Annotated in this window: 16 protein-coding genes; 13 read left to right on the top strand and 3 right to left on the bottom strand. The window is 45.9% G+C overall.

All coding sequences use genetic code 11. The annotated features are described in order from the left end of the window. Positions 1 to 25 precede the first annotated feature (25 nt). The 3 genes from AB4384_RS00280 to erpA form a co-directional block, all read right to left on the bottom strand. On the bottom strand, positions 26 to 3,118 hold the full coding sequence (locus AB4384_RS00280; protein ID WP_372128675.1) for an efflux RND transporter permease subunit: 3,093 nt from the start codon (positions 3,116 to 3,118) through the stop codon (positions 26 to 28). 10 nt (positions 3,119 to 3,128) lie between these two features. Beyond that, positions 3,129 to 4,253 (bottom strand): efflux RND transporter periplasmic adaptor subunit, encoded by a 1,125-nt coding sequence (locus tag AB4384_RS00275; protein ID WP_017059405.1) that lies wholly within the window; start codon positions 4,251 to 4,253, stop codon positions 3,129 to 3,131. A 271-nt stretch (positions 4,254 to 4,524) separates the two neighbouring features. Next, positions 4,525 to 4,866, bottom strand: coding sequence for an iron-sulfur cluster insertion protein ErpA (erpA, locus tag AB4384_RS00270; RefSeq protein ID WP_004734539.1), 342 nt, complete (start codon positions 4,864 to 4,866; stop codon positions 4,525 to 4,527). Positions 4,867 to 5,162: 296 nt separating this feature from the next. Here erpA and hemL point away from each other — a divergent pair, with 296 nt between their 5' ends. From hemL to AB4384_RS00205, 13 genes are all read left to right on the top strand, one after another. Beyond that, entirely contained in the window at positions 5,163 to 6,458 is a 1,296-nt protein-coding gene (hemL, locus tag AB4384_RS00265; RefSeq protein ID WP_010436060.1) for a glutamate-1-semialdehyde 2,1-aminomutase, read from the top strand. A 343-nt stretch (positions 6,459 to 6,801) separates the two neighbouring features. Then, the gene (locus tag AB4384_RS00260; RefSeq protein ID WP_017059406.1) at positions 6,802 to 7,887 is read left to right on the top strand and encodes an AI-2E family transporter; all 1,086 of its coding nucleotides are present in this window, start codon (positions 6,802 to 6,804) and stop codon (positions 7,885 to 7,887) included. A 110-nt stretch (positions 7,888 to 7,997) separates the two neighbouring features. Next, positions 7,998 to 9,020, top strand: a complete 1,023-nt coding sequence (gene rsmC / locus AB4384_RS00255; protein WP_372128673.1) for a 16S rRNA (guanine(1207)-N(2))-methyltransferase RsmC — start codon at positions 7,998 to 8,000, stop codon at positions 9,018 to 9,020. 216 nt (positions 9,021 to 9,236) lie between these two features. After that, a complete protein-coding gene (locus AB4384_RS00250; protein WP_017063266.1) occupies positions 9,237 to 12,626 on the top strand; it encodes a response regulator in 3,390 nt (1,129 codons plus the stop codon). Between the two features lie 711 nt (positions 12,627 to 13,337). Further along, positions 13,338 to 15,020 (top strand): ABC transporter substrate-binding protein, encoded by a 1,683-nt coding sequence (locus AB4384_RS00245; protein WP_017056650.1) that lies wholly within the window; start codon positions 13,338 to 13,340, stop codon positions 15,018 to 15,020. 169 nt (positions 15,021 to 15,189) lie between these two features. Next, a complete protein-coding gene (locus AB4384_RS00240; protein WP_017059409.1) occupies positions 15,190 to 16,176 on the top strand; it encodes an ABC transporter permease in 987 nt (328 codons plus the stop codon). A gap of 2 nt (positions 16,177 to 16,178) precedes the next feature. Next, on the top strand, positions 16,179 to 17,204 hold the full coding sequence (locus AB4384_RS00235) for an ABC transporter permease (protein WP_017056648.1): 1,026 nt from the start codon (positions 16,179 to 16,181) through the stop codon (positions 17,202 to 17,204). Between the two features lie 2 nt (positions 17,205 to 17,206). Further along, the gene (locus AB4384_RS00230) at positions 17,207 to 18,190 is read left to right on the top strand and encodes an ABC transporter ATP-binding protein (protein ID WP_372128671.1); all 984 of its coding nucleotides are present in this window, start codon (positions 17,207 to 17,209) and stop codon (positions 18,188 to 18,190) included. Between the two features lie 74 nt (positions 18,191 to 18,264). After that, a complete protein-coding gene (locus AB4384_RS00225; protein WP_017059411.1) occupies positions 18,265 to 19,260 on the top strand; it encodes an ABC transporter ATP-binding protein in 996 nt (331 codons plus the stop codon). 98 nt (positions 19,261 to 19,358) lie between these two features. Continuing rightward, complete coding sequence (locus tag AB4384_RS00220; protein ID WP_372128668.1) at positions 19,359 to 21,080, top strand: glycoside hydrolase family 9 protein; 1,722 nt, start codon at positions 19,359 to 19,361, stop codon at positions 21,078 to 21,080. A 2-nt stretch (positions 21,081 to 21,082) separates the two neighbouring features. Further along, complete coding sequence (locus tag AB4384_RS00215; RefSeq protein WP_017066804.1) at positions 21,083 to 21,967, top strand: N-acetylglucosamine kinase; 885 nt, start codon at positions 21,083 to 21,085, stop codon at positions 21,965 to 21,967. A gap of 12 nt (positions 21,968 to 21,979) precedes the next feature. Continuing rightward, on the top strand, positions 21,980 to 23,941 hold the full coding sequence (locus tag AB4384_RS00210) for a beta-N-acetylhexosaminidase (protein ID WP_102319896.1): 1,962 nt from the start codon (positions 21,980 to 21,982) through the stop codon (positions 23,939 to 23,941). Positions 23,942 to 24,068: 127 nt separating this feature from the next. After that, entirely contained in the window at positions 24,069 to 26,474 is a 2,406-nt protein-coding gene (locus AB4384_RS00205; RefSeq protein ID WP_372128666.1) for a GH36-type glycosyl hydrolase domain-containing protein, read from the top strand. Positions 26,475 to 26,481 lie beyond the last annotated feature (7 nt).

Below are 26,481 nucleotides of genomic sequence, written 5' to 3'. Positions count from 1 at the left end.
TTTTATGCTCACATACCACAACTAGCTACTGTTTTTCAGGTTTGTTGTTCCGTCCAAGCATTAACAAACAAGGGGTTAATACTAAAGTCAGCACCGTGGCAAACGCCAAACCACCAGCAATAGCGGTCGCAAGCTGTGACCACCATTGTGTACTTGGCGCGCCAAACTCTATCTTTTGATTAATCAGGTCGATGTTCATCTCTAACACCATCGGCATTAAACCTAAGATAGTCGTAACCGTCGTGAGCATTACTGGCCTTAAACGCTGAACACCGGTTCTTAGAATCGCATCTCGCTTGTCCAAGCCTCTTTTGATGAGCTGATTATAAGTATCAATCAACACGATGTTGTTGTTCACGACTATGCCGGCGAGCGCTATTACCCCAATTCCCGACATCACAATGCCAAACGGACGTTGGAAGATCAGTAAGCCAACGAACACGCCAACGGTCGAAAACAATACAGCACTCAGAATCAAAAACGCTTGATAGAAGCTATTGAACTGAGTAATCAGAATCAAAGCCATTACCGCCAAAGCAACCAAGAAAGCACTTTGTAAAAAGGCTGACGAGTTTTCTTGTTCTTCGTTTTGACCACGGATGCGAAATTCCACGCTACTCGGCAGCCCTAGCTCACTCAATGCTTGTTCGATCTTTGGTAGTTCGAGAGCAAGGTTATACCCTTCTTCCATATCCGCCATGATGTTCACCACACGCTTGCCATCAAGGCGTTTAATGGTGTCTTGCTTATGGTCGGGAACGATCTGAGCGAAATTAGTAATAGGTACTAAACCTGCTGGCGTTTTCACCCTAAGCTGGTCGAAGCGCCCGATATCACGCTTATCATTAGGGTAGCGCACCAAGATATCGACCTCTTCTGAAGAGTCATCGGGCAGATAATCACCAATCTTGAGACCATTAGTCACGAATTGAACGGTATTACCCACTAAGGTCGCATCAGCTGCAAAGCGCGCAGCATCGTCGCGGCGAATATCCACCTTCCAATCGATGCCATCTTTACTCGCAGTATCGCTGATATTGGTCAGTGCTTTATTTCCATCAGCCCAACCTCTCACAATTTTTGCAGCCTGATTGAGCTGCTCTGGAGTTCTTGCCGACAGCTCAATCACTAAGTCATTTTCAACCGGAGGCCCAGCATCAGGGAACTTATATTCAATCTCAACACCAGCGTATTGATCGGTTTGTACCTTCAACTCATCAATAATCGCCTTAACGCTGCGACGGTATTGCCAGTCAACAGGCGTAATTGAGATCAAACCAATCTGGTCGTCACCACCCGTTCGCGTGTAAACGGTATCGAACTCATCATGATTGAGCATCATCAGTTCAATATCGCGCATAATGTCATCCTTTTCTTGGATAGACAGATCACCATGAGAACGAACTTTGACGTTAAAGAATGGCGGATCAACCTCAGGAAAGAACTCTGCTCCAAGACCGGCTTTGGAGTAAGTAAAGCCAACCGTAACCGCGAGCAGTATCGCACTGAATAAAATCTTAAACGGGTGTTTAATCGCAATCGAGAGCGTGTGGTAATACGCCTTAGTTAAGCCTGTGGCTTGTGAAAAGTCACCATTATGCAGTGCGACCATTCGAGCTTGGCTTTTAGACGATACGTATTGCGGTTTGCCAATCAAACCGCCCAGCACGGGCACAAACAACAGCGCCATGATCAATGATGCAGTTAAAGTCGCGATCAGAGTTAGTGGTAAGAACTTCATAAATTCGCCCGTCACATCAGGCCAAAACAGTAACGGAGCAAATGCGGCTAAGGTTGTGGCAGTCGATGCGGTTATCGGCCACGCCATCCGTTTCGCTGCATCTCGGTAAGCGGCTTTGCGCCCTTCACCCTCTTGCATTCGCCTGTCTGCAAATTCGGTCACCACAATCGCACCGTCTACTAGCATCCCCACCGCCATAATCAGAGAGAACAGCACTACGATGTTGACGGTTAAGCCAAACACCGAAAGAACCAATAACCCGGTTAGGAATGAGCCTGGAATGGAAATACCCACTAACAAAGCGGTACGCACACCAAGAATCGCGATGATAACGATCACCACCAGAATAATGGCGGATAAGATATTGTTTTGCAGATCATTAAGCATGATCTTCACATCTTTAGATTCATCCCAGGTGTATTTGACCAACAGGTTATTTGGCCATTCCGCTTGCTGCTGAGCACCAGCCATTACCGCTTTGACTAGCTCAACGGTTTCGATGATGTTCTCACCTGCACGCTTCTTGATATCCAACACCACCGCAGATTTGCCATCTAAACGAGCAAAACTTTCAGGATCTCGAAACGCTCGACGAACCGTAGCGACATCGCCAAAAGTGACCACCTGCTTGCCATCCACTTTAATAGGCAACTCAAGCACGTCTTTTAAGGAGTTAAATACCGAAGGGACTTTGACAGAAAAACGTCCGTAGCCAGTATCAACAAAACCTGCGGCCACCACTCGATTGTTCAGAGCGATCAGATTATAGATATCCGCTTGATCTAAGCTGTAGCTCTCCATCAATAACGGATCGACAATGATCTCGACGATGTCAGCGCGATCGCCCGCAATATCGACTTCAAGGATTTGGCGATAGCTTTCTAATTTGTCTCCAAGCTCTCGGGCAATTTGCACTATGGTGCGCTCAGGAACGGTACCGAATAGCACAACAGACAAAACAGGTTGCTCTGAAGCAAGCGTCACCTCATTTACGGTCGGTTCGTCACTGTCTTCTGGTAGTTTTGGTTTAGCCAGATCAACCGCGTCACGCACATCGGCCATTGCTTTGGTGAGATCGACGCCAACATTAAACTCCAACACAACAGAGGCATGCCCTTCTGCTGCGGTTGCTGTCATCTCTTTTACGCCTTCAATCGACCTCAGCTCTTGCTCAATAGGTCGAACCAATAAACGTTCTGCATCCGTTGGCGAGATCCCTTGGTGCCCGACCGAAACATAGATAATTGGGATGGTAATGTCTGGGCTCGATTCCTTAGGTATCGTGATATAGGTGACGACACCGGCTACAAGGATTAACGCTAAAAGGGAGAGCATTGTTCGAGCACGAGACAAGGCTGCATCAATAATTGAATACATCGGTTATCTCCTACTCTGCGGTTACGTTAGAGAGTTCAGCGACTTGCTCAACAGCAATCACCGAATCACCATCACGCACAAACCCTTGGCCTACTGTGATGATATCGACGCGTTGTCCAAGTCCTGTGAGCCAAACTCCATCTTGTTCGGCCTTTACTAGCTGAATGCCTACAAACTTCACCGTTGGTGAGTCATCGACTGAAACCAAGGTTTTGACCCCTAGGTTACCCGCCTCATCCAATGCTAGCATCGCCGGTGTTATCTTTATTGCATCTCTTGTTTCTAGGTTGAGTTTAACTTCGGCACTGACACCTGCTGGTAATAGGCCTTTAGAGTTATCGATTTCTATCTCGATTGGGAAGGTATTAGTAGCAACAGAAGAGATACGAGAAACATAGCGTAAACGGCCTTCCGCTTCTTCTCGCCCTAACAAACGAACCAAAGCAGATTGATTGACTAGCAAATGTTGGATATGACGCTCACTGACATCCGCCTCAATAACCAAAGGATCGAGGTCAATCACGCCAGCAACAGGATCGCCAACACTAACGAAATCACCGAGCTCCACCATCAAATCTTGAACCACACCCGAAAAAGGCGAAGTAATGACAGTATTCTTTAAAGCCAATTCCGCATTGCGCATCATGGCTTTTGCTTCTGTTAATGAAGCCTCAGCTGTGGTGTAGGCGATTTCACCTTGCAGTCCTCTTTTCTTCAGTGACTGCGCCGCTTTGAACTCTTTCTGCTTCAAGCGATATAACGCAGATGCTCGCTCTAGTTGAATCTCTAAATCACCCTTATCTATCTGGGCAATGGCTTGTCCTGCTTTAACCATCCCCCCCTTAACAACATTCAATCTGACAATCTTACCCGCGACTTCTGCACCTAGACGAGCATGCCTATCGGGCGCCGTTCTTCCATAGAGATCAATCGTTTTAAAGGTCGGTGATGAGGTGAAGGTTTGAAAGGAAACCTTAGCCAGCGGAATTTCTGTTGCTTTTTTCTCAGGCGACTCTTCTGCTTGCCCTACGCCTAAACCAAGCCAGATCGACAACAACACGACTAGAGTCAGAGAAACCAGCCACGGCTGCTTCAATTTCTGAAAAAGTGGTGAGTTAGAAAATAGAGTGGGCATAACAAATCCTTTTGTCCGATGTCATTCAGGCGCGCTAGTTGGCTTAATAGCGTGATGTGCAACTTCCTTATGCACAAAGGTAACCTTAACAGACCAATCCTCAACGAAGTTGGACGCTATCGACAGTTTAAAAAATATGCCGTGTACTAAAAATGAGAGGAATGCTTTGAAAAGTAATAAGTTACTAAGTAAAAACAAAAACGCCGAACATAAGTTCGGCGTTTGAAATGTATCTAATACAGCTTTGAGCTCAAGCTATTTTCAACTCATGCTATACGCTGAATGATGCGCCACAACCACATGTTGTTGTAGCGTTCGGGTTGTTCACAAAGAAGCGTGCGCCTTCTAGGCCTTCAGTGTAATCAACCATGCCGCCCATTAGGTATTGTAGGCTCATTGGATCAACAACCAGCGTTACACCGCTGTTTACAATTGTAGTGTCGCCATCATTTACTTTTTCATCAAATGTGAAGCCGTATTGGAAACCGCTACAACCACCACCTGTAATGTATACACGCAGTTTTAGTTCTGGGTTTTCTTCTTCAGCAATTAGCGTTTGTACGCGGGTAGCTGCTGCATCAGAAAAAGACAATGGGATATTTACTTCGCTCACGACAACCTCTCTTACCTGTGTCAAAAACAACATGATACAAATCTAATTCGAGACCATAGTTGTTGAGTATTTTCTTATATTCCGGTGATTATCTAATACCTGACTGAAACGTTCAAGTATTCACCACAGGATCGGTCCTTTTACTGCTGTAAACTCGCCAATATCTAACAATTAAAACGTGTAACCACACAAAACAACCAGATTCGGGTGATTATCTGGGCGAAAGCATTCCTAGTTGGATTAGGGATAGGTACAATGCGTGCCAATTGGTCCGACAGTCAAAAGAGGATATATCAATGACCAAATCAGCAGAGCTGTACGAAAAAGCACAGCAAACCATTCCTGGTGGCGTAAACTCTCCAGTTCGTGCATTCAATGGCGTAGGTGGTTCTCCAATCTTCGTTGAACGCGCTGATGGCCCACTTATTTTTGATGCTGATGGTAAAGCGTATATCGATTACGTTGGCTCTTGGGGTCCAATGATCCTTGGTCACAACCACGCGGTTATTCGTGACGCAGTTATTGCAGCAGCTCAACGCGGTCTTAGCTTCGGTGCTCCAACCGAAACTGAAATCAAAATGGCTGAACTGGTATCTGAGATGGTTCCATCAATGGAACAGCTACGTATGGTGAGCTCAGGTACAGAAGCAACAATGAGCGCGATTCGTCTAGCTCGTGGCTTCACTGGTCGTGACAAAATTCTTAAGTTTGAAGGCTGCTACCACGGCCACGCAGACAGCCTACTTGTAAAAGCTGGTTCTGGCGCACTGACTTTAGGTCAACCAAGCTCTCCAGGCGTACCGGCTGATTTTGCGAAACTAACGCTAACAGCAACCTTCAACAATCTAGATTCAGTACGTGAAATCTTCGCAGCAAACAAAGGCGAGATCGCTTGTATCATCGTTGAGCCGGTAGCGGGTAACATGAACTGTATCCCTCCTGTAGAAGGCTTCCACGAAGGTCTACGTGAAATCTGTGATCAAGAAGGTGCATTGCTAATCTTTGATGAAGTAATGACAGGTTTCCGCGTTGCTGAAGGTTGTGCTCAGGCTTACTACAACATCAAGCCAGACCTAACGTGTCTTGGTAAAGTGATTGGCGGCGGCATGCCTGTCGGTGCTTTCGGTGGTCGTAAAGACGTGATGCAATACATCGCACCAACTGGCCCTGTTTACCAAGCGGGTACGCTTTCAGGTAACCCTGTTGCAATGGCTGCTGGCTACGCATGTTTGAACCTTCTACGAGAAGAAGGCAACGAAAAGCGTCTAGCTTCAAAAACTAAGCAGTTGGCAAAAGGCTTCAAGCAACTTGCTGACAAGCACGGCATCCCGATGCTAGTTCATCAAGTTGGCGGTATGTTTGGTTTCTTCTTCACAGATCAAGAAACTGTGACGTGCTACGAAGATGTAACTAAGTGTGATGTAGAACGCTTCAAGCGCTTCTTCCACCTAATGTTAGATCACGGTGTTTACCTTGCACCTTCAGCATTCGAAGCAAGCTTTACTTCTCTTGCTCATGGTTCAAAAGAACTTGATGCAACACTAGAAGCTGCCGACCGCTCTCTTGCGATCATTGCTGCTGAAAGCAAATAATCGAAAGCACTTTATAAGTCGCTAACCGATTGAATTTAGGGCTGCATTAAATGCAGCCCTTTTTATATATCGCGCTCACCAGCCAAAAAATATGACAGCTTATTTAGCCGTCGACTAAGGCTAAAGCTGAACCAAAAGCGATTAACGTTCCCAGAAAAGAAAAACCAACAACATCAAGGTACCGAGGAACATTCTGAACCAAGGGATCTCTTTTTTTGTTTGCTGTTCTTCGTCTTGGCATTTCTTATCTTTATTACAGCATCCCATTATCAAAACTCCTCATTGCTAACTCTCTGTTTTGCAGCCATTATAAACTCAGAACGCAAATATAGAGACCATTACCGTGTCAGAAAAACTCAAAATCAATTCCAGCCACTGGGTGATCATCATTGCCCTACTCGCGGCGGCTTATGCTTGTTACTTGCTTATCGAGCCATACGTTAACTCTATCGTGATGGCCTTTATCATTTCACTATTGATGTTCCCAATCCATGAGTGGCTTGAAAAAAAGCTCCCGAATAAAGAAAACATCGTCTCTCTGCTGTCTTGTATCATACTGACCTTCATTATTGTTATCCCTTTATTGGCAGTATTCGCAGCAATTGTTCAGCAAGGTTCTCTGTTCTCTCAGAACACCTACCAATGGGTAACACACGGCGGCATTCAGACTCTGTTTGCTCATCCGTTAGTGGTCAAAGCGCTGTCATTTGTGAATAACTACCTGCCTTTCGACAATATTGAGCCCCAAGCCATCGCACAAAAAGTCGGTGAGTTTGCGACAAGCTTTGGTTCTAAGCTAGTTGGTATCAGTGCCAAAATCTTAGGTGACGCGACCAATTTCTTGATGGATTTCTTCTTGATGCTGTTCGTTTTGTTCTTCTTATTAAGAGATCACGACAAAATCATCAGTGTGGTTCGTCATATTCTGCCGCTGTCTCGTAGCCAAGAAGACAAACTTCTAACAGAGATAGAACAAGTATCTAAATCAGCAGTAATGGGCTCATTCTTAACCGCAATCGCGCAAGGTTTTGCCGGCGGTTTAGGTATGTGGATTGCCGGTTTCCCAGGTCTATTCTGGGGTACTATGATGGGCTTTGCCTCTTTCATCCCAGTTGTGGGTACCGCATTAATCTGGATTCCAGCAGCAACCTACTTGTTCCTAACTGGTGATACCACGTGGGCGATTTTCCTAACGGTTTACTGTGTAGCGATTGTTGGTTCAATTGATAACCTTCTGCGTCCGCTGCTAATGCAAGGCAGTGCAGGCATGAATACCCTGATGATCTTCTTCTCACTATTGGGTGGTATTCAACTGTTTGGCCTAATTGGTCTTATCTACGGACCATTGATTTTTGCGATTACCATTGTCCTATTCAACATCTACGATGAAGAGTTTAAGGACTTTTTAAACCAGCAAGACAAGAGTTAACGAACTTGACGTCAACTTGATTGGCGAACCCGTATTAAACACTTCAAGCTTTGGGCGGATTATGCGAAAATCCGCCCTCATTTTTTGCTAACGATTCAACAGAGTGTCCTATGTCAGCTTATATTGCACCAAGCCAGATTGCTCAACGCCAACTCGCCTACTTTGAAGGCAAACATGTTTTAGTTGCCGGTGAGGCAGAAGACTTGTTCCCTGTTGAGTTAGCGAAGCATTGTGAATCTGTCTCTGTGTTTACTTCTAATTACAGCTACTACCGTCAATTAGAAGGCTACAACACCATCCAACGTTTTTATGGTGCGGAGTTTACCGAAGAGACCAAAGCCGACTTAGTGATGTTGTACTGGCCAAAAGCCAAAGCGGAAGCGGAATTTTTGTTGGCGATGCTATTTGCCAAGCTAGGCAAAGATACCGAGATCGTCGTGGTTGGTGAAAACCGTTCAGGCGTGAAAAGCATCGAGAAGATGTTTGCTCCTTACGGCAAAGTTGTTAAATACGATTCAGCGCGTCGTTGCTCTTTCTACTGGGGTCAATGCTTCGAGCAACCACAAGCGTTCAACCTGCAAGACTGGTTTAAGACCTACACGGTTAACATTGGTGAGCAATCACTTACGGTAAAAAGCCTTCCTGGCGTCTTCAGTCACGGTCAATTCGATGTCGGTAGCCAACTTCTTTTGGATACTCTGCCAAAACTAAAAGGCAAGGTACTGGATTTTGGCTGTGGTGCAGGCGTATTGGGCGCGGTGATGGCATCTCGTAACCCAGATATCGAGCTAGAAATGTGCGACATCAGTGCATTTGCCGTGGCATCAAGCCAAGCAACGCTAGAAGCGAATGGTTTAACGGGTAAAGTCTTCGCATCCGATGTCTATTCTGATACTGCAGAAGACTATCAGTTCATCATCAGTAACCCACCATTCCATTCAGGTTTAGACACTAGCTACAGCGCGACTGAGACCTTACTTTATCAGGCTCCTAAGCATTTGAAGCGTTCTGGTGAGATGATTATTGTTGCGAATAGTTTCTTAAAATACATTCCAATTATTGAACAAGCGTTTGGAAAATGCGCGACTCTAAATAAGACCACTAAATTCGCGATCTATCACGCAAACAAATAACCTCTCTAGCACAGCGCAGGGTCATTATCTGCGCTGTCTGTTCATATTTTTGTCAAAACTCTATAAAAATGAGCTTTTGCACACGCTTTAAATACCACTTACTTGTCAAAGTAAAAAAACTCGTTAATTTCGTTAAATTGGAACCCGTTAATTCTATTCTCTGTACTTGTTTTCGCCCCTTTTAGCAGTACATCAAAGGAAAGTAGTACCCAATTTATGTTTAGATTCTATCGTAAGCAGAAGTTTAAGCGCCTTCAAAATACCCTAATGCTGGCATTTCTTGTCCTCAGTATTACCCCTGTGACACTTATCGCGATATTTTTCCTCCAATCGCACAGTCAGGATCTCCAGGAACAAAGCACCTCACACCTTGTTTCGGTTCGTGATACTAAGCAGCAGCAAATTGTCGATTACCTACAAGCTCAAGAATCCCAAGTGATGGGCTTTGTTCGCTCAGAATTGGCCAATGCCAGTGGCGGGCGATTTTATGGTTTGATCAATGCATTTCAACGATTGGGGTTAGATATTGACGAGGCACGCAGTAATGCACAGCAGCGCTATATTCAAGGCTCTGGCGATCAAATCAAAACGTCGATCCTCCCTGAATCCAGCAGCTTTATTGGCAGCGAGCGTTATCGCCTGCTCCACAAGCGCTACCATAATGCTTACCTAGAACTGCTTAAACGCTCTGATTTTGACGATATTCTCTTAGTTGATATCAACGGTAACGTCGCTTATTCCGTCTTTAAAAATGACGATTACGGCACCAATCTGCTGACAGGAAAATACAAGGACTCCAACCTAGGTATTACCTTTCAACGACTAGCCAAAGACGTAACCGACCGACGCAAATCTAACGAAGATTACACGCCGGTTATCGTTTCTGACTTTAAAGACGAGAATGGCAAACAGACCGCATGGCTAGGCGCACCTATCGTTCAACAAGGCTACCTACACAGTTACGCGATGTTTAGGCTACCAATCAACGGCATTACTAAGTTGATTGCGGATCTCAACAAGAGTTCGAATATTCAAACGCTGCTTGTAGGTGATGATCACCTGCCGCGTAGCCTTGCTCATTCACAAGAATCTATCAACTTGAGCCTAGATGTTGTCGATAAAGCATTGGCTGGCGAAACAGCGGTTGGCACCTTCGACAACACCCTAGATCAAGCGATCATCGCGGCATATACGCCAATTGAGCTGAAATACGCAACATGGGCTCTTGTCGTAGAGCTGCCAGAGAAAGAGGCGTTTGCCCGTATTCATCAGTTAGAAAAGATCTTCGTGATCGTGATGCTAACGGCGATCATTCTGGTCGTCGTTGCATCGCACTATCTGTCTAACTTCATCACATCCCCACTGCTTAAACTGACGTGGGCTGCCGAAAAAGTATCGGCGGGTGATCTCGATGAAACCATGATCAATACCGAGCGCAAAGATGAGATAGGCCGACTCGCGGTGAGCTTCGAAAGAATGCAGCGATCTATTCGTGAAAAAATGCAGCTCATCAAAAGCCAAAACGATGAGCTTGAGGACAACCTTAAGACCATTCAAAAGCAAAACGAAGAGTTACAACTGGCAAATAAACTCAAAGATGAGTTCTTAGCGACTACTTCACATGAATTGAGAACACCACTGCATGGCATGGTGGGTATCGCTGAAGCGTTGATATCTGGAGCTAACGGCCCTATTCCTGCTAATCAGAAATATCAGTTGGATATCATCATCAATAGCGGTCAGAGATTGGCGACCTTGGTTGATGATCTGCTTGATTATCACAAGATGCGCTATGGTAGCTTAGATATTAAGAAATCAGCCGTTGATTTGTCGGCAGCCACCAGCTTGGTCCTAGAGTTGTCTCATCACCTATTGGGCAATAAGCCAATCCGTATTATTAACCAAGTCCCAAGTGATTTAGGTCTGGTTTCATCGGATCCTCAACGACTTGAGCAAGTGATGTATAACTTGGTCGGCAATGCCATCAAGTACACCTCAGAAGGTAAAATTGTTATCTCTGCCAGCGTTATCGATGACAACATTCGTGTACAAGTTGTCGATACTGGCCAAGGTATACCGGCCGAGTACCTTGAGCACATCTTTGAGCCATTGATTCAAGCAGGCCAAGATGCGAGTAACTACCGCCAAGGTGCAGGGCTTGGATTATCGATCAGTCGTCAGTTGATCGAGCTAATGGGCGGTTCACTGTACGTTAGTAGCCAACCAATGCTCGGCACTACGTTTAGCTTTACCCTGCCCCTAGCTACTCAAGATGAGTTAGACAGTTACAACGAATCAGGTCACTACTCTCACTTCCAAGCGCCTGATTTAATTGATAACAGCCAACAAGAAAACAGTGTTATCAGTGAAAACCCAGATGGCCCGTTATTGGTTATCGCCGATGATGAGCCGGTTAACCTGCGAGTATTAGACAGCTTCTTGAAGTTAGAAGGTTATCGAGTACGTACTGCATGTGATGGCCCTGAAACCATTGAACTGATTGAGAAAGAGAAGCCAGAGCTGCTTCTGCTCGACATAATGATGCCAGGAATGAGCGGCTATCAGGTTTGTGAAGCACTGCGTAAACAATATGACCATGCTCAGTTGCCAATCATCATGCTAACGGCACTCAACCAAGCAGAGGACCGTGTTCGAGGTTTCGAAGCGGGTGCCAATGACTACTTGTCTAAACCGTTCAACAAACAAGAACTGGCGGCTCGAATTACAGCGCATCTATCAGCAAGTAAAGCTGAACAGAGACGCCTTGAAAACGACCAACTGCAACTCGAGCTCAAACATAGAGCGATGGTTGAAGCTAACTTGTTAGAAACTCAAGGCCGCTTATTAGAGCAACTAGAATCGGCACCTGAAGCCATTATCTGTATTCGTGATGACCAACGTATTCGCTTTGCTAACGAAGCGGCGGCGAAGCTATTCAGACGCGGACAAGAACAACTTAAACGCTCAATGGCCGACGAAATCATTGCGCCTAAATACCTTAAGGTGGAACAAGCCCACTACTGCGGTGACATTGATATCTATATAGATGACACACGTCAGCGCATACCAAGTGACATCCTTAAGCTGCCTGAAGGCTCAGGGCTCGACACCATGTATATCTTTAATGTAGGTGGTGGTGTTAACTCAAACCGAATCAATAACCTTGAAACGGCGGTTGAGGCTCTCTCTAGTTATGCCTTTGAAGGCGACAAAGATAAGTTACAGCAGCTGAAAGAGCTTGGCGGAGAATTTACTCGTCTTGCTGACAAGGCAACCGGTGAAGGTAAAAACAAGCAAGAGTTAATGCGTGAGGTACTGGTCGATGCGATGACGAATGCCATCATCTACTGGGAATCGGTGACTGGTGAAACCAAGTTTGCTTTCGCCGAGAAGAGTGGCTTGTGGCGCGTCTACTTAGACCGCAGTACGCTGCAAACTCGAACGCTAGACAAATACCTACGCGTAGAAACCCTACCGAAAACGCCTCGCTGGCGAACGGTACTGAGCTCAATCGAATTCATACTGGAACATTGTAAAGAACAGACACCAGAAAGAACCCACATTGAGATGCTAAGAGATAAACTGCAGAAACTACTGACCAGTTAAACCCTGAACCAACATCACGATACTTTGAATAATGGAGCCCACCTAGCGTGGGCTTTTTTGTACGCCTAATAATCACAAAAAGTAGAATCCCAACGCTTGCAACGCACTTTTTTTACGCCTTTAAACAAGGGGAAATTCACGCTAATTACTCACAGTGCGTGCTGGTAACCGTCAGTACTTTTCGTTCTATTCTCAATCATATCTGACCGTTATCTGACTCTTTGTTGCAGTTTGAGAAGCGAGTCACAACAGAACGGCAGATTTAATTTTCTAGGGAAATTTAACGTAAAACTGGCAAGTGACCGAGATCTACAATTATACCAACGTAGGGTAAGGCATTATAATAAAAAGCCTTTAAAGTTAGTAGCCACTTACAACCTGCAAGAACCTCAAAACCAAATGCGAGTCACATCACTTTAACAATTGCGTACAAAAAACCACCAAAGCAACCTATTTTGACGTTAATGACGTGGGGTTGTGTGTTTTTAACGTTTTTGACGGGAAACGAGTTTGATTAATTCATCGATAAGGTGTTTTCTTACTCCTGCCAAAGGCCTACAGGCCACTCTTACCACTTCTCAGAATCAACGATGAATCTGGAGCAACGAAGAAGAGGTAGGCCTTTAACCAGAGTGTGTATCTACTAAACAATTTAGCGACAGATAACATTCAATCCATTAGTGAAATGAAAGCAAATAGTAAGGAACAGCTATGCTTGCCAATATAAAAAAAACAGCAATAGCAACAGCAATTATTGCAACTGCTACAACAGGTTTTGCATCAGTAGCAACCGCTGCAGAACGCAGTGAACTGACCGTTCACCCGAAAGAGTACACTACATTCGTACGTAACTTTAACCCGTACCTTGGTGCTACTAACCTACATACTACAACTGACTTCATGTATGAGCCGCTAGTAGTATTTAACGAAATGCACGGTAACACTCCAGTGTTCCGTCTAGCTGAAAACTTCAAGATGTCAGATGATCTGATGAGCGTTGTTTTCGACATTCGTAAGGGTGTTAAATGGTCTGACGGAGAAACTTTCTCTGCTGATGATGTTGTTTTTTCTTTCAACCTTGTAAAAGAGAAGCCAGAGCTTGACCAATCTGGTATCAACTCTTGGGTAACTTCTGTAGAGAAACTGAACGACAACCAAGTTAAGTTCACACTAACAGAAGCAAACTCAAACGTACCTTACGAGATTGCTAAAGTACCTGTAGTACCTAAGCACATCTGGAAAGACGTTAAAGATCCATCAACGTTTACCAATGAGAACCCGGTAGGTTCTGGTCCATTTACAGAAATCGATACGTTTACAGCGCAGCTATACATCCAGTGTGCAAACCCGAACTACTGGGATGCAGACAACCTAGATGTTGACTGTCTACGTGTTCCACAAATTGCGAACAACGACCAATTCCTAGGTAAAGTTGTAAACAGTGAAATGGACTGGACGTCTTCTTTCGTTCCAGATATAGATCGTACATACGCAGCAGCTAGCCCTAAACACCACTACTGGTACCCGCCAGCAGGTACACAGGCATTCATCGTTAACTTCAAGCACCCTGATGCTGCGAAGCATGAAGCATTGAGCAACGTTGACTTCCGTCGTGCTTTCTCTATGGCTCTTGACCGTCAAACTATCATCGACATCGCATTCTACGGTGGCGGTACTGTGAACGATTTCGCATCGGGTCTTGGCTACGCGTTTGAAGCTTGGTCTGATGAAAAAACTCACGACAAGTACAAAGGCTTCAACACTTACAACGCTGAAGGCGCGAAGAAGCTTCTTGCTGACGCTGGCTTCAAAGATGTGAACAAAGATGGTTTTGTTGACACTCCATCAGGCAAATCTTTCGAACTAATGATTCAATCGCCAAACGGCTGGACTGACTTCAACAACACAGTTCAACTAGCGGTAGAACAACTGAACGAAATCGGTATTAAAGCGAAAGCTCGTACACCTGATTTCTCTGTTTACAACCAAGCAATGCTTGAAGGTACATACGACGTAGCATACACAAACTACTTCCACGGTGCGGATCCATACACGTACTGGAACAGTGCTTACAACTCATCACTACAATCTGGTGATGGTATGCCTCGTTTCGCAATGCACTTCTACAAAAACGACAAGCTAGATGGTCTTCTAAACAGCTTCTACAAAACAGCTGATAAGAACGAACAGCTAGATATTGCACACGGTATCCAGCAAATCATCGCTGCAGACCAAGTGACAATCCCTGTGATGTCTGGTGCTTACATGTACCAATACAACACAACTCGCTTCACTGGTTGGTGGAACGAAGAAAATCCAAAAGGCCGTCCAAACATTTGGGCTGGTATTCCAGAGCGTCTACTTCATGTACTGGACCTAAAACCAGTTAAATAAGTAATCGTTCAATCCTTGCGGCGTAACCTCTTACGCCGCTTATAAAAATCCCCACACTCTCAATTGAAAGTATGGCGCTAGTCGTCAGGGGATTTTTCGTTCCAAATTTCGCTAGGAGCGACCTGAATCCAGAAACAGGGAAACAATCTGGGTGAGTAAGGTGTGAGTTATGGGTTATTTTTTAAGACGTTTGTCATTTTATTTTGTCGCGCTATTAGTTGCTGCGACGTTAAACTTTATTATTCCAAGAGCAATGCCTGGTGACCCAGTTACCATGATGTTTGCGAACGCTTCTGTACAAGTTACTCCAGAGCGTATTGCTGCAATGAAAGAACTATTAGGCTTCGTTGATGGTGGCTACTTAGTTCAATACGTGGCGTACATGAAGAACATTCTTAGCTGGGAACTTGGTACATCAATTCAATTCTACCCACTTTCTGTAAACACACTGTTGGGTGGAGCATTCGGTTGGTCGCTTTTCTTAGCCGGCACCGCAGTTATTCTTTCTTTCTCGATTGGTTCAATCCTAGGTATTTTCGCAGCGTGGAAACGCGGCAGTAAGTACGATGCCTTCGTAACGCCAGGGATGCTGATTCTACAAGCCGTTCCTCAAGTTGTTATCGCGATGATTGCACTATTTACCTTTGCAATTGGCTTGAAGTGGTTCCCAACAGGGTATGCCTACACCGCTGGTACTATACCTGATTGGACAAGCTGGGCATTCATTAAAGATGTCGCTTACCACGCCTTCTTACCACTGTTCTGTGCTTCTGTTGTTCAAATTGGTGGCTTCCTAGTAAACATGCGTAACAACATGATCAACCTACTAGCCGAAGACTACATCACCATGGCGAAAGGCAAAGGCCTGAGCGAAAACCGAGTGGTATTCAACTACGCAGCTCGTAACGCGATGCTACCTAGTGTGACAGCCCTTTCAATGTCGCTAGGTATGGCAATCGGTGGTCAGTTAATTATCGAAATTATCTTTAACTACCCGGGTCTTGGCAGCGTACTTTTCAACGCAATTAACGCTCGTGACTACCAAGTACTGCAAGGTCAGCTGCTTATCATGACGCTATTCATGCTGTTCTTTAACCTAGTTGCAGACATGCTTTACGTTGTTCTTGACCCTCGTCTTCGTAAGGGTGGTAAATAATCATGAAAGACTTTCTAAAACTCATTTGGCGTAACCCGATGGCCCTAACAGGCGTCATCATCCTAAGTATTTTTATTCTTGGCGCGATTGCAGCTCCATTAATCACCAAACATGTACCAGACAAGCGTACAGGTAACCCACACGAATATCCTGGTTTCGTGGTGAAGTCTGCACAAACTAACCCTGATGGCTGGGTTGCTCAAAATCTAGCAGACGACCGTCGTACATTGATCATGTCTAAAAAGGCAGACCACGTACTAGGTACAACTCGTATGGGTCGTGACGTTTGGTCTCAAGTGGTATACGGCGCACGCGTATCTCTTGCTGTAGGTTTTGGTGCGGGTCTAACCGTATGTTTACTCGCAACTGTTATTGGTGTTTCTGCAGGTTACTTCGGTGGCCGTGTCGATGACGTTCTAACAGCCGCAATGAACATCATGCTGGTAATCCCTCAATACCCATTACTGTTCGTGGTAGCAGCCTTTATCGGTGAGGCAGGGCCACTCACCATAACCTTGGTTATCGGCTTTATGTCTTGGGCTTGGGGTGCCCGTGTTGTTCGCTCCCAAACCTTAGCACTGCGTGAAAAAGAGTTTGTAAAAGCCGCTGAAGTTTTGGGTGAATCTTCATTCCGCATCATCTTCGTAGAGATTCTGCCAAACCTTATCTCTATCGTTGGCGCAAGCTTCATCGGTTCGGTGATGTACGCAATCATGATGGAAGCAACCATCTCGTTCCTAGGTCTTGGTGACCCGAACACAATCAGCTGGGGCATCATGCTTTACAACGTTCAAACCTCTTCATCAATGCTGATTGGCGCTTGGTGGGAACTGTTGGCTCCTTGTATCGCATTGACACTACTTGTAACTGGTCTTGCTCTACTTAACTTCGCGGTCGATGAAATTGCTAACCCGCAACTGCGTTCTCACAAAGGCATGAAGCGTTGGAAGAAACTAGCAGCTCAAGACAAAGAAGAACGTGAACCAGAACTACCACCACAAAATGCACTTTGGAGCGGAGATAAATAATCATGTCTGAACCACTAATTTCTATCCGCAACTTATGCGTGGATTACATCACAGAGTCTGGCGATGTTCGTGCGTGTAACAACGTAAGTTTCAACATCGCTCCAGGTGAAGTCTTCGGCCTAGCTGGTGAATCTGGCTGTGGTAAATCAACGGTCGCTTTCTCTCTTATGCGTCTTCATAAGCCGCCCGCTTACATCAGTGGTGGTGAGGTTATCTTCAACGGTGAGAACATCCTTGAATACAGTGATGACCGTATGCAGTCGTTCCGTTGGAGTGAGATGTCGATGGTATTCCAGAGCGCGATGAACGCACTCAACCCAGTACTACCGATGGAAGAGCAGTTCTGTGACGTAATCATGCGTCACACCAACATGACTCGCGAGCAAGCTAAGCAGCGTGCTGAAGGTCTACTTGAAATCGTCGATATTCACCCGAGCCGATTGAGTGACTATCCTCACCAATTCTCTGGCGGCATGCGTCAGCGCTTGGTTATTGCTATCGCGTTAGCACTGAATCCAAAGCTGATCATTATGGATGAGCCGACAACCGCACTTGATGTGGTTGTGCAACGCGAAATCCTACAAAAGATCTATGCACTAAAAGAAGAATTTGGCTTCTCAATTCTGTTCATCACCCATGACTTGTCATTGATGGTCGAGTTCTCTGACCGCATCGGCATCATGTACTCAGGTGAGCTAATCGAAGTGGCTAACTCTCAAGATATTCTAGAAAACCCTTACCACCCTTACACCAAAGGGCTGGGAAGTTCTTTCCCTCCACTGACAGGGCCAAAGACAAAGTTAGCAGGTATTCCGGGTAACCCTCTGAACCTGTTAGAGATCCCTGAAGGGTGTCGTTTCCAAGCTCGTTGTGACCGTGTACATGAAAAGTGTACCAAGGTGCCAACCAAGCTGCGTTCTATCGACCCGGGACATTTGTCTAACTGCCACCTGTACGGTGACCCAATAGTACAAAGGAAGCTATAGCTTGCGTGAATAACGAACAAGGCGGCTCGACCGCCTAAAAACAAGCAAAGCGAATAAGGATTCTGGAGACAATTATGAGCAAAGATTTCGGTCAATTATTGGTAGAAGGCAAGAATGTCGTAAAAGACTTCCCAATAAGCAGTACCACCATTCAAACCCCAATGATGCGTGCGATTAACGACGTGTCATTCAAGATGTACAAAAGCCGTGGCCTAGCAGTGGTTGGTGAGTCTGGTTCAGGCAAATCAACAACCGCAAAAATGATCGCAAAAATGTACGCACCTTCAGGCGGCACGATCGAATACAAAGGTCGTGATATCCAAGAGATCTCAAGCAGAAAAGATCTTATGCACTACCGTGAAGGCGTGCAGATGGTATGGCAAGACCCGTTTGGTTCATTGAACCCAACGCACAATATCTTCCACCACATTGCTCGACCACTGTTGATCCACAAGAAAGTATCTCCGGGCAACAAGAAAGAGCTAGAAGAACGTGTTTACGATCTTTTAGAGCAAGTGGGCCTGATCCCACCAAAAGAGACGGCGAAGAAGTACCCTCACCAACTGTCTGGCGGCCAACGTCAACGTGTCAACCTAGCCCGCAACATCGCGGTAGGTGCCGAAGTTGTACTAGCCGATGAGCCAACTTCAATGCTTGATGTATCGATTCGTGCCGGTGTTTTGAACCTGATGGAAGAGATGAAGTTCGAGAAGCAAATGTCTCTGCTTTACATCACTCACGATATCGCAACCGCTCGTTACATCGCTGAAGACCTTTCGGTGATGTACGTGGGACACATGGTGGAATGGGGCGATACCGATGACGTGATTGCTAACCCTCAGCACCCATACACCCAATTGCTTGTTTCGGCCGTTCCAGATCCTAAGAAGTCGATCCACGAGCAACTTGCAGGCAACAAAGGTGAGATTCCTCTGTGGACACCAGTATCAGCAGGCTGCCCATTTGCAGGCAGATGTACTCACGCAATGGATAAGTGCAAAGAGCAGCTACCAGGGGTTACGCAGCTCGCTGATAACCACTTTGTGCGCTGTTACCTACACGAAAGCTAAGCAATAAAACCCAAGTTAGGGTCTTCGGACCCTAACTATTTATATCCAAAACATTCAAGTACCTAGCCAATAGAAACTAGGACTGTCGGAGAATATTGATGCTGTTATTGACCAACCATATTGGCTATGAGTCCACAGGCCCGAAGCAAGCTATCCTACAAACTAAGAAAGCTCGCCTATCAAGCACTACGGCTCTACTCGTCTGTGCTGACAACCATATGACTGTCGGAAATTTTGATGTGGTTAAACAAGGCCGCGTAGCAAATTGGCATCAAGGGCAATTCTTCACTATTGATTTCAGTTCAGTCACTGAATCTGGTCGCTACTACCTACGTTTTGACAACCTGCGTTCAGAAGTATTTGAGATTGGTAGCAACCTATTAATGAACCACACGTTTTCTGATGTGCTTCATTACTTTAAGTCACAACGCTGTGGCGGTATTTTCGACAAAAAAGATCGACAAGCACAAATTCTAGGTACCGACCGATACGTCGATGTCCACGGTGGATGGTATGACGCATCAGGTGATGTCAGTAAATATTTTAGCCACCTGTCTTATGGTAACTACCTAAACCCACAACAAATTCCGATGGTCGTTTGGAACATGCTAAAAAGCGTACGCTTGACTAGCCATAACCCAGACTTCCCGAAATTCTCCATGACTCGTCTAACGGAAGAGGCTCTGTTCGGTGCCGACTTCTTAGTGCGTATGCAAGACGCTGACGGATACTTCTATATGACGGTATTCGACAAATGGAGCAAAGATATCAACCAACGCGATATCTGCGCTTATGCGACTCAAGAAGGTCATAAATCAACGGACTTACAAGCGGGCTACCGACAAGGTGCAGGTGTTGCTATCGCAGCATTAGCCGCAGCTTCTGAGCTTGAAATCTCTGGCAGCTACTCGAGCCACACATACCTTGAAATGGCGGTTAAGGGTTACTGGCATCTAAAAGAGTACAACCTCCAGTATCTAAACGATGGTGAAGAGAACATCATCGATGAGTATTGCGCCCTACTCGCAGCCAATGAGCTGTATCGCGTAACACAAGACCAGCAATACCTATCAGAAGCAAGAACTTGGGCGGCTCGTTTAATCTCTCGTCAGCAATCCGATGATTCATTTGAGCACTTCTGGTCGGCAAACTCTGATGGCTCTCGTCCATACTTTCACGCAGCTGAAGCCGGTCTTCCTGTGATTGCACTATGTGAATACATCGACAATGAAACCGATGCTGAATTAAAAGAACAGGCGCGCACAGTTGTTGAACAAGCTTGTCAGTTCGAAATCAACATCACCGACAAAGTCACCAACCCATTTGGCTATCCAAGACAATACGTTAAATCTGTCGATGGTGATAAACGTGATGCCTTCTTCGTCGCTCAACAGAACGAAACCGGTTACTGGTGGCAAGGCGAGAACGCACGCCTTGGCTCACTCGCAACCATGGCTTACCTAGTTCAACCGCACATTAAAGATAGCGAACTTCAAGAGCGCTTAATCCAGCTTTCACAAAATAGCCTTGATTGGATCTTGGGCCTCAACCCATACCACATGTGCATGCTCGATGGTCATGGCCATAACAACCCAGACTACCTACCTCAGCTTGGGTTCTTCAATGCGAAAGGCGGTATCTGTAATGGCATCACAGCTGGTTTTGAAGATGAACAAGACATTGCGTTCAATCCACCAGCACAAAAAGATGACATGCTTCAAAACTGGCGCTGGGGTGAGCAATGGATCCCTCATGGTGCGTGGTTCTTATTAGCAACCGCTGCACAGTTCAACTTCTTAGCTCAGCGTAAGGAGCAATAATAATGACTCTTTACTACGTCGGTATTGATGGTGGTGGTACTTCTTGTCGTGCTCGTATTCGTGACGCTCAAGGTAAACTGATTGGTGAAGCGAAAAGTGGCAGTGGCAACATCCTTTTGGGTGTTGATGTTGCGATGAGCTCAATTATTGATGCCATCACAAAAGCGGCACAACAAGGGCAACTCAACTCAGACCATTTTTCAAATATGCATGTTGGCCTAGCGCTGGCTGGCGCTGAGCAAAAATCAGCATGGTTCGACTTCATGGCTCAACCACACCCTTTCGCAAGCATGACACTAAATACCGACGCTTATGGCGCTTGCATTGGTGCTCACAATGGCCAAGACGGCGCAATCATGATCGGTGGTACGGGTTCTTGCGGTATCTTCCTAAAAGACGGTGAGCAATATGTGGTTGGCGGTCGTGAATTTCCGATTTCAGATCAAGGCGGCGGCGCAGTCATGGGCTTACGTTTGATTCAACAAGTCTTGCTTGCAGAAGACGGTATTCGCAACAAAACCCCGCTGACTCTACATGTGATGAATCACTTTAATAATGATGTGGATGCCATTGTCGAATGGTCAAAAGGTGCTATTCCAAAGGATTACGGTCAATTCTCACCAGTTATTTTTCAACTCGCTAACGAAGGTGACGAACTGGCTATCGATATGCTCAAGCAAACCGCGGCTGATATCGAAATGTTTGTCTTAGCACTGCATCGAAAAGGCGCTGACAAGGTGTGCTTAATGGGAAGTATCGCTGAGCGTATTCTCAACTGGCTATCACCACCAGTACAACAATGGATCGTTAAACCTCAATTCGACGCTATTGAAGGCGCATTGATGTTTGCCGGAAAACCACAACACAACTTGTATCAACAGGCTTAGCAGGGAAGTTATATGAATTATCGCATCGACTTAGCTGTTCTTTCTGAACAAAAAAATAACTGCCGATTTGGCCTTACGGTACATAACTTAAGTGACCTCGACGTAAAAGATTGGTCTCTGCACTTTGCATTTGATCGTTTCATCCTTCCAGAGAGTTTATCGCAAGGAGAGCTGACTCAAGTTGGCAGCTTTTGCTCATTCACACCAAGTTCGTCAGTGTTAAAGGCCAACAACCATTACTACCTTGAATTCAGTATTCAAAGCGCACCATTCCGCTTCTATTCTGATGGCCTTAACGATGCCTTTATCCAGTCACATAATGATGGAGAAACATCGGTACTGCCTGTCGCGATATCACCCATAGTACTGGCTTCGCCATACCGTGAACGCAATCAAATACCTGAAGTTAACGCTGCTGAGATTGCATTGATTCCTCAGCCTAATCAGATCGAATTTCAGCAAGGTAGTTTCGCGCTAAGTAACTTCGCGCTAAATAACGACTGCAGAATTGAGGTTCAATCTCATCTTGCTGATAAGGCAGTCTCTTGGTTCCAGCAAGAGTTGCTCTCGACCTTTGAGCTGTCTCTTTCGACCGCGCTTTCAGCTGAACTTTCAAAAGACGAAAGCGGCAACATTCTATTTCGCAGCAACCCGACGTTAGATGAAGCCGAATACAAACTGACCATCACTGCACAACAGATTATTGCTGAATCAGGCAGCCAGTCGGGATTTACACACGCTGTGGCAAGCTTGATTCAACTAGTTCAACAACTGGACGCAGAGAACTTCTCTCTACCATGTTGCAAGATAGCCGACCAACCGCGCTTTAAGTACCGCGGCATGATGTTGGACTGCGCTCGTCACTTCCACTCAGTAGAGCAAGTGAAGCGTTTAATCAATCAACTGGCGCACTACAAGTTCAACGTATTTCATTGGCACCTAACTGACGATGAAGGTTGGAGAATTGAGATAAAGAGCCTGCCACAGCTAACAGAAATTGGCGCTTGGCGTGGCCCTGATCATGCACTAGAGCCGCAATATACCCACATTGCGGAAAACTACGGCGGCTTCTACACGCAACAACAAATTCGTGAAGTCATTGAATATGCAGAGCAACGCAGCATCACGGTGATCCCAGAGATCGATATTCCGGGACACTGCCGTGCCGCAATCAAATCACTGCCTGACATGTTGGTAGAGCAAGCTGACACTACTCAATACAAAAGCATTCAGCACTACAACGACAACGTCCTAAACCCAGGTTTACCAGGCACTTACCAATTTCTAGATGCAGTTATTGAAGAAGTCGCAGAGCTGTTCCCGAGCGAATTAATTCACATGGGTGCAGACGAAGTGCCACCGGGAGTGTGGAGCAACAGCCCTGCTGCTCAAGCGTTGATGAAAGAACACCAGTACCAAGACAGCAAAGACCTACAAGGTCACCTATTCCGCTATGCCGAAAACAAGCTTAAGCAACTCGGCAAACGCATGGTCGGCTGGGAAGAAGCACAGCACGGCGACAAAGTGAGTAAAGAGACCATCATCTACTCATGGCTCAGTGAAGAAGCGGCTGTCAATTGCGCTCGCCAAGGCTTTGATGTGGTGTTGCAACCTGCACAGTTTACCTATCTCGACATGACCCAAGATTATGCACCGGAAGAACCGGGCGTAGATTGGGCTGCCGTTATCCCATTAGAACAAGCTTATACCTACGAAGCACTTGCTGAGATATCCGACACCGACCCAATTCGTAAGCGGATCCGCGGAATTCAGTGTGCTCTATGGTGTGAGATCGTCACCAACCAAAAGCGTATGGATTACATGGTATTCCCAAGAATTAGCGCTTTAGCTGAAGGATGTTGGACACATAAAAACAACCGAAACTGGCTAGATTACCTATCTCGCCTAAAGGGGCATCTGCCATTACTCGACAAACTCAATGTTGATTATCGCAACCCTTGGAAAGCTCAATAAAACAAACCAAAGCGACACTCATATCGAGTGGTTGCTGACTCAAATTAAGGTGCTCAGTTAGATACGACTCAGCATCACTATTTAAAAATTAGCTGCATAGATGCAGTTTGTTAAAAAGGAAATGACAATGAAATACGGCTATTTCGATAACGACAATCGCGAATACGTCATCACTCGCCCTGATGTACCAGCACCTTGGACAAACTACCTAGGTACTGAAAAGTTTTGTACCGTGATTTCGCACAATGCGGGCGGTTACTCGTTCTACAATTCTCCGGAATACAACCGTGTTACTAAGTTCCGTCCAAACGGCACCTTTGACCGCCCAGGACACTATGTTTACCTGCGTGATGATGAGACGGGTGATTACTGGTCTATCTCTTGGCAACCAGTGGCAAAGAGCCTAGATGAAGCGAACTACGAAGTTCGTCACGGCCTGTCATACTCAAAATTCAAATGTGAATACAGCGGCATTACCGCAACCAAGACGCTATTCGTACCTAAGGGTGAAGATGCAGAAGTTTGGGACGTTGTATTAAAGAACAACACTGACAAGCCACGTACTATCAGCACTTTCTCGTTTGTTGAGTTCTCTTTCAGCCATATTCAATCAGACAATCAAAACCATCAGATGTCTTTGTACTCTGCGGGCACGTCTTACCAAGAAGGTGTTCTGGAATACGACCTGTACTACAACACTAACGACTTTGAAGGCTTCTACTACCTAGCTTCAACTTTCTCACCAGACAGCTACGATGGCCAACGTGACAACTTCCTTGGTATGTACCGTGATGAAGCAAATCCAATTGCGGTTGAAAACGGTAAGTGTTCTAACAGCGCTCAAACTTGTTACAACCATTGTGGTTCTCTGCACAAGCAATTTACGATTCAACCCGGTGAAGAAGTTCGCTTTGCGTATGTACTCGGTATCGGTAAAGGCAACGGTGAACGCCTACGTGAGAAGTACCAAGACACAGCAAACGTAGACGCCGCTTTCCAAGGCATCAAAGATCACTGGGACGAGCGTTGCAACAAATTCCAAGTTAAGTCGCCAAACGAAGGCTTAGACACAATGATCAACACGTGGACGCTATACCAAGCGGAAACCTGTGTGGTTTGGTCACGCTTTGCATCATTCATCGAAGTTGGCGGTCGTACTGGTCTTGGTTACCGTGATACGGCTCAAGATGCTATTTCAGTACCCCATGCCAACCCACAAATGACCAAGAAACGTATTATCGACCTGCTTCGCGGCCAAGTGAAAGCGGGCTACGGTCTACACTTGTTCGATCCTGACTGGTTCGATCCAGAGAAAGCCGACGTTGAGCCATCAAAATCACCAACAGTTGTTCCAACACCGTCAGATGACGACAAGATCCACGGCATTGACGATACCTGTTCTGATGACCACCTATGGATCGTTCCGACCATTATCAAATACGTAATGGAAACCGGTGAGCACGACTTCTTTGATGAAGTGATCCCATACGCAGACGGTGGCGAGGCGACAGTTTACGAACACATGAAAGCGGCACTGAACTTCTCTGCTGAATACGTGGGTCAAACGGGTATCTGTAAAGGTCTTCGAGCTGACTGGAATGACTGTTTGAACCTAGGTGGTGGTGAATCTTCAATGGTTTCATTCCTACACTTCTGGGCGCTACAAGAATTCCTAGATCTTGCTAAGTTCCGTAATAACGATGCTGATGTTGCGAAATACACTGAAATGGCAGCTAACGTTCGCGAAGCGTGTGAAACGCACCTTTGGGATGACGAAGGCGGCTGGTACATCCGTGGTCTAACTAAAAATGGCGACAAGATCGGTACCGCTCAACAAGCTGAAGGTCGTGTACACCTTGAGTCAAACACGCTAGCCGTTCTATCTGGTGCTGTATCTCAAGAACGCGGTGAGAAAGCGATGGACGCTGTTGATGAGAACCTTTTCTCAGAATACGGCCTACACCTAAACTCTCCTTCATTTGCAACACCAAACGATGATATCGGTTTCGTAACTCGCGTTTACCAAGGCGTAAAAGAGAACGGCGCAATCTTCTCTCACCCTAACCCATGGGCCTGGGTAGCAGAAGCGAAACTAGGCCGTGGTGACCGTGCGATGAAATTCTACGACGCACTGAACCCATACAACCAAAACGACATGATTGAAACGCGTTACGCAGAACCATACTCGTACGTGCAGTTCATCATGGGTAAAGACCACCAAGACCACGGCCGTGCAAACCACCCATGGTTAACAGGCACCTCTGGTTGGGCTTACTTCGCGGTAACCAACTTCATTCTTGGTGTTCGTACAGGCTTTGAAGGCTTAACGGTTGATCCTTGTATCCCGACTGATTGGCCAGAATTCGAGGTTACTCGTCAATGGCGTGGCGCGACTTATAACATCACAGTGCAAAACCCGAATGCAGTAAGCAAAGGCGTTGCCTCTATCACTATCAATGGTGAATCAGTTGAAGGCGCTATCCCAGTACAAGCAGAAGGCAGCATGAACGATGTTGTCGTTGTTCTAGGCTAGTCACGCA

The sequence above is a fragment of the Vibrio sp. 10N.261.51.A4 genome (genome assembly GCF_041471945.1).
GTDB classification, from domain to species: Bacteria; Pseudomonadota; Gammaproteobacteria; order Enterobacterales; family Vibrionaceae; genus Vibrio; species Vibrio crassostreae_C.
Note: the sequence above shows the minus strand (reverse complement) of the source record. Positions and strands in the feature narration are given on the sequence as shown.